The organism is Mesorhizobium sp. M7A.F.Ca.US.006.04.2.1 (assembly GCF_004022915.1).
Lineage (GTDB): Bacteria > Pseudomonadota > Alphaproteobacteria > Rhizobiales > Rhizobiaceae > Mesorhizobium > Mesorhizobium ciceri.
The window spans coordinates 1-5,347 of sequence record NZ_RZQA01000434.1 but is presented as its reverse complement, the minus strand read 5'-3'; the positions used below and the strand labels follow the sequence as shown (position 1 = coordinate 5,347).

At 64.2% G+C, this 5,347-nt stretch carries 5 protein-coding genes and 1 riboswitch; of the genes, 3 read left to right on the top strand and 2 right to left on the bottom strand.

What is annotated here, in order from left to right:
- On the top strand, positions 1-851 hold an 851-nt coding region (locus EN925_RS21720; protein ID WP_128336904.1), incomplete at its 5' end, for a DUF2125 domain-containing protein.
- A gap of 7 nt (positions 852-858) precedes the next feature.
- Complete coding sequence (locus tag EN925_RS21715) at positions 859-1,782, top strand: sugar kinase (protein ID WP_024503754.1); 924 nt, start codon at positions 859-861, stop codon at positions 1,780-1,782.
- 7 nt (positions 1,783-1,789) lie between these two features.
- Here the strand turns inward: EN925_RS21715 and EN925_RS21710 are convergent, their stop codons facing one another.
- Both EN925_RS21710 and hisC read right to left on the bottom strand, forming a co-directional pair.
- Complete coding sequence (locus tag EN925_RS21710) at positions 1,790-2,725, bottom strand: prephenate/arogenate dehydrogenase family protein (RefSeq protein ID WP_206519224.1); 936 nt, start codon at positions 2,723-2,725, stop codon at positions 1,790-1,792.
- A gap of 5 nt (positions 2,726-2,730) precedes the next feature.
- Complete coding sequence (gene hisC / locus EN925_RS21705) at positions 2,731-3,840, bottom strand: histidinol-phosphate transaminase (RefSeq protein WP_127369429.1); 1,110 nt, start codon at positions 3,838-3,840, stop codon at positions 2,731-2,733.
- 137 nt (positions 3,841-3,977) lie between these two features.
- Positions 3,978-4,055: riboswitch (SAM riboswitch) on the top strand.
- A 114-nt stretch (positions 4,056-4,169) separates the two neighbouring features.
- Here hisC and EN925_RS21700 point away from each other — a divergent pair.
- Positions 4,170-5,339 (top strand): homoserine O-acetyltransferase, encoded by a 1,170-nt coding sequence (locus tag EN925_RS21700; RefSeq protein WP_128336903.1) that lies wholly within the window; start codon positions 4,170-4,172, stop codon positions 5,337-5,339.
- The last annotated feature ends 8 nt before the right edge of the window (positions 5,340-5,347 follow it).

Genomic DNA, 5,347 nt, shown 5'->3' with positions numbered 1-5,347 from the left:
CGCTCAACAAGAATGGCGTCGAGGCCGGCTGCGCCAATCTCCAGGTCAGCGGCTATCCCTTGAGCTTTACCGTCTCCTGCGACAACCTCGCCTATGAGGACGATGCCAAGAACATTGCGGCCTCGGCCGGCAGTTTCAACGCAGCCGCCCAGATCATCCAGCCTCTGTCGCCGGTTGCCAATCTGCGCGGCCCGCTCAGGACCTCCGTTCCCGACATGGTGCCGCTGTGGATCGACTGGGACAATCTGCAGGCCAATTTCAAATTGTGGTGGCCGCTGCCGCGGCGGATTTCGCTGGAGGCAGAGGGCCTTTCCGGCCAGACCGATCCGGCCGACGATACCGATCCGGTGCAACTGTTCAGTGCCGGCAAGGCATCAGGTCAGTTGCAGCCCAACGGCGAGGATATCGACTATCTCGGCAGTTTCGGCGATCTCGAGGTCGACCCCGACGCAATTGGAGGGCGCGTGCTTCCGGCGCTCGATGCCAGCGGCGACGTGACATTGAAGAACGGCGTCGCACTGATCGGCACGCAGGTGAAGAGCCTTCGTGGCCAGGCGATCGAAATCCGCAACCTTGACCTGTCGTCGGGGACGGCGCGCATCACCGTTTCGGGACCGCTCTCGGTCGATGCCGAGGGCCTGGTCAACGCCGACCTGATGATCAGGTTGAAGGACCCGAAGGCGGTGGCGGCCATCCTCGGCACCGCCATACCCGAGCAGAAAAGCCAGATCGAGCAGGGTTTTTCTGCCCTGGCGGTGCTCGGCAACGAACCGTCCATGCCGCTGAAGGTGGTCAGGGGCAAGGCCTCGCTCGGCTTCATTCCGCTGGGCAAGATCAAGCCGGTCGAATAGCTCAGCCATGGCAAAACCGGTGAAGCTGCTGAGCGTTGGCGCATTGACGCTGGACACCATCCTGCGCGTCGAGACGCTGCCCATACATCAGGGCAAGTTCATGGCCTCCGACGGCGTCCAGATCGCCTCGGGCATGGCCACCAGCGCCGCCTGCGCTGCCCATCGCCTGGGCGCCGAAGTATCGCTGTGGGCGAGTGCCGGCGACGATGCCGTCGCCGACCAGCTCATCGCCGGCATAGAGGCCGAAGGCGTCGATTGCACCTTCGTGCGGCGCGTCAGAGGTGCCCGCTCGGCGCTGGCCTCGATCCTGGTCGACGCGCATGGCGAGCGCATCATCGTGCCGTTCTATGACAGGCTTGCCCAGGCCGATCCCGATGTCCTGCCGGTCGCCGACCTCATGGCATTCGATGCCGTTCTGGTAGATGTCCGCTGGCCGGGTGCGGCGGCACTCGCCCTGAAGGCGGCGCGCGCCATCAGCCGTCCGGCGATCCTCGATGCCGACACCGCGCCGCTGGAGGTCCTTGAGCAGTTGTTGCCGCTCGCTACGCACATCATCGCTTCGGAGCCGGCAGCGCGCATCGTCTGCGGCCAGGCGCTCGATCCGGAAACGGCTTGCGCCGATCTCGCCAGCCGCACCGACGCTTTTGTCGCAGTGACAGGCGGCGCGGCGGGCAGTTGGTGGCACGACCGTCGCGCTGGCTGCGTGCGCCATGTCGCGGCGCCGAAAATCAAGGCGGTCGACACGCTCGCCGCCGGCGATGTCTTTCACGGCGCCTTCGCCGTCGGGCTGGCGGAAGCCATGCCGGTCGAGCAGGCTTTGCGGTTTGCCAGTGCGGCCGCGGCGCTCAAATGCCTGCGCTTCGGCGGCAGGCTTGGGGCGCCGAACCGAGCCGAGACGCTGGCCATGGTTGCGCAGACCTGGCCTGCCTGAGACAGACCTAGCCCTTCGCGGGGTGCTCGACCGCCTGACGGCCGAAATCGGGAACGTCGATGTCCTGGCCGGCTTCGATGATCGAGCGGCGCACGGCGCGGGTGCGGGTGAACAGGTCGAAGAGTTTTTCGCCGTCGCCCCAGCGGATTGCGCGCTGCAGCGACGCCAGATCTTCCGAGAACCGCGCCAGCATTTCGAGGATGGCGTCCTTGTTGTGCAGACAGACATCCCGCCACATGGTCGGGTCGGAGGCGGCAAGGCGGGTGAAGTCGCGGAAGCCGGAAGCCGAATATTTGATCACTTCGGATTTGGTCACTGACTGCAGATCATCGGCGGTGCCGACGATGTTGTAGGCGATGATGTGCGGCAGATGCGAGACGATGGCCAGCGTCATATCGTGATGCTGGGGATCCATCGTGTCGATGTTGGCGCCGCAGCGCCGCCAGAACTCCGACAGCCTCTCCAACGCGTCCGGGTCGGTGTCGGGCAGCGGCGTGAAGATGCACCAGCGATTGTCGAACAGGTCGGCGAAACCGGCGTCGGGGCCGGATTTTTCTGTGCCCGCCAGCGGGTGGCCGGGAATGAAATGGACACCTTCAGGCACATAAGGCTGCACTTGCGCAATGACAGACGCCTTGGTCGAGCCGACATCGGTGAGGATCGCGCCCGGCTTCAGCGCCGGCGCGATTTCCTCGGCAACCGCGCCGGACGATCCAACCGGCACCGAAATGATGACCAGGTCGGCATCGCGGACAGCTTCTCTCGCATCGGTGCTATAGCTATCGCCCAGCCCAAGCTCCTCGGCCCGTGCCAGCGTCGCCGCACTGCGGGTCGAGATGGATACGTGGCGGGCGAGGCCCTCGCGGCGGATGACGCGGGCCAGCGACGAGCCGATCAGGCCGATGCCGACCAGCGCGATCTTTTCAAACATCGGTGATGTCATGGTTTCTAGCTTTTCAGGAATGTCGTGAGAGCGGCGACAACGCCGCGATTGGCCTCTTCGGTGCCGACGGTCATGCGCAGCGCATTGGGAAAGCCATAGCCCGAAACGCGCCGCAATATATAGCCGCGCGCCGTCAGATAGTCGTCCGCCGCCGCCGCCGAATGTTTCTGGTCCTCGGGAAAATGAATGAGGATGAAATTGCCGACGCTGGGCGTCACCCGCAACCCAAGCTTTGTGAATTCCTCACTCAGCCAGGCCAGCCAGGTCTCGTTGTGCGCCACGCTGCGCTCGACATGGGCGCGATCGCGAATGGCGGCGATGCCGGCCTCGATCGCCGTCGCATTGACGTTGAAGGGGCCGCGCACGCGGTTGATGGCGTCGACGATGTGCATCGGCGCATACATCCAGCCGATCCGCGCCCCGCCAAGGCCGATCTTGGAGAAGGTCCGGGTCATCACCACGTTCTCTGCGCTGCCGACCAGTTCGATGCCGGCCTCATAGTCGTTGCGGCGAACATATTCGGCATAGGCCGCGTCGAGCACCAGAAGCACGTTCTTCGGCAGTGCGGCATGCAGACGCCGCACCTCCTGGAATGGCACATAGGTGCCGGTCGGATTGTTGGGATTGGCGAGGAACACGATCTTGGTGAGCGGCGTGACGGCGGCCAGGATGGCGTCGATATCGGCGCGCTCGTCTGTTTCCTTGATCGTCACCGGAACGGCGCCCGCCGACTGGATGTAGATCTTGTAGACCATGAAGGCGTGCTCGGTGATGACGGCCTCGTCGCCGGGCGCCAGATAGGTCTGCGCCAGCAGGCCGAGGATTTCGTCGGAGCCGTTGGAGCAGATGATGTTCTGCGGGTTGAGGCCATGCACCTCGGCGATCGCTTCGCGCAGCCGCCTGGCGGTGCCATCTGGATAGACGTCAAGCTTTCCGGCAATCTCGCGCGCGGCTTCGATCGCCTTCGGCGAGGGCCCGAGCGGGTTCTCGTTGGAGGACAGCTTGTGGACCTTGGCGACGCCGGCAGGCGCCGTGCTCTTGCCCGGCACATAGGCGTCTATGTCCATGATGCCCGCGCGCGGGGTTGGACGTGCCTGGTCCGGTGTCTGGCTCATGTCGCAAAATCCGTCGAGAACGCTTCCTGAGGGAAGCCGCAGCGGAAATACAAGCCGTGGCCTGCAATGTCGAGAGGCGACAGCCTCCCGCCCAAGGCAGGCCGTTGACGCCGGCGCGCCACAGCCCTAGAAGGGGAGCGAACTTCCGTGGTGATTTGGCCGGTCGGCTTGCAGCCACGTTAAACAACTTGCTAAAGGGCCGTTTGCATCCTGTAACCGGCTTTGCGACCGCAATGCCGGTTTTTTGTTGTCCGCGCCGGCCGGACACCCGTATCGGCATCGACTTTCGACGAGTGCGATGCGTGGGCTCAAAGTGTGAGATGGATGTCATGGCCGTTCTGCGTGCCCGCAAAACCAACAACGAGGTCGACCAACCGTCGAGCCCGGTTTTGCGTTTTGGATCCGACAAGCCGCTCAAGCTGGACGCCGGTACGCTGCTGTCACCGTTCCAGATCGCCTACCAGACCTACGGCACGCTGAACGATGCCCGCTCCAACGCCATCCTCGTCTGCCATGCGCTGACCGGAGACCAGCACGTCGCCAGCACCAATCCGGTGACCGGCAAGCCAGGCTGGTGGGAAGTGCTGATCGGGCCCGGCAAGATCATCGACACCAATCGTTTCTTCGTCATCTGCTCCAACGTCATCGGCGGTTGCCTTGGGTCCACCGGCCCGGCCTCGACCAATCCCGCCACCGGCAAGCCCTATGGGCTTGACCTGCCGATCATCACCATCCGCGACATGGTGCGGGCGCAGCAGATGCTGATCGACCATTTCGGCATCGAGAAACTGTTTTGCGTGCTCGGCGGCTCGATGGGCGGCATGCAGGTGCTGGAATGGGCGTCGAGCTATCCGGAGCGCGTCTTCTCGGCACTGCCGATCGCCACCGGCGCGCGCCATTCCTCGCAGAACATCGCCTTTCATGAGGTTGGCCGGCAGGCTGTCATGGCCGATCCGGACTGGCATGGCGGCAAATATTTCGAGCACGGCAAACGCCCGGAAAAGGGCCTGGCGGTAGCGCGCATGGCCGCCCACATCACTTACCTGTCGGAAGCCGCCCTGCACCGCAAGTTCGGCCGCAATCTGCAGGATCGCGAAGCGCTGACCTTCGGCTTCGACGCCGACTTCCAGATCGAAAGCTATCTTCGGCACCAGGGCATGACCTTCGTCGATCGCTTCGACGCCAATTCCTACCTCTACATGACGCGGTCGATGGACTATTTCGACCTCGCCGCAGACCATGGCGGCCGGTTGGCCGATGCCTTCGCCGGCACGAAAACCCGCTTCTGCTTGGTGTCGTTCACCTCGGATTGGCTGTTCCCGACCGAGGAGAGCCGCTCGATCGTGCATGCGCTCAACGCCGCCGGCGCATCGGTATCCTTCGTCGAGATCGAGACCGACCGTGGCCACGACGCATTCCTGCTCGACGAGCCGGAACTGTTTGCCGCCATTAACGGCTTCATCGGCTCGGCCCCCCGGGCGAGAGGGCTCAGCGCATGACCCGGCAA